General features: G+C 66.3%; 1 protein-coding gene. It reads left to right on the top strand.

The annotated features are described in order from the left end of the window. Window positions 1–383, top strand: a 383-nt coding sequence (locus tag AKL29_RS00420) for an IS110 family transposase (protein ID WP_152977370.1), incomplete at both ends; no start/stop codon positions are given.

Below are 383 nucleotides of genomic sequence, written 5' to 3'. Positions count from 1 at the left end.
TTTGATGAAGCTGACGGCGTGTCCAGGCGCATCGCCAACGCGGCACAGGCCATCACACAGCAGGTGGCGCGTTGGCGATGCGATGCGCTGGTCGTCTTCGAGGCCACGGGCGCCTATGACCTCGCGCTTCGCGAGGCCCTAAGCCAGGCCGGTGTCCGCTTCGCTCGGATCAATCCGGCTCGAGCTCGCGATTTTGCGCGGGCCAGCGGCCAACTTGCCAAAACCGATCCGATCGATGCACGGATGCTGGCGGCCTTTGGCCGGGTCATGCAGCCGGCAACCGAGCGGGCCGCCAATCCCGCCCGCAACGCTTTGGCAGGGCTTGCAAAACGGCGGGACCAACTGGTTCTCATGCGCGCGCAGGAGAAGAACCGGCGCAGCGA

Origin of the sequence: Bradyrhizobium pachyrhizi, assembly GCF_001189245.1 — a bacterium.
GTDB lineage: Bacteria > Pseudomonadota > Alphaproteobacteria > Rhizobiales > Xanthobacteraceae > Bradyrhizobium > Bradyrhizobium pachyrhizi.
Note: the sequence above shows the minus strand (reverse complement) of the source record. Positions and strands in the feature narration are given on the sequence as shown.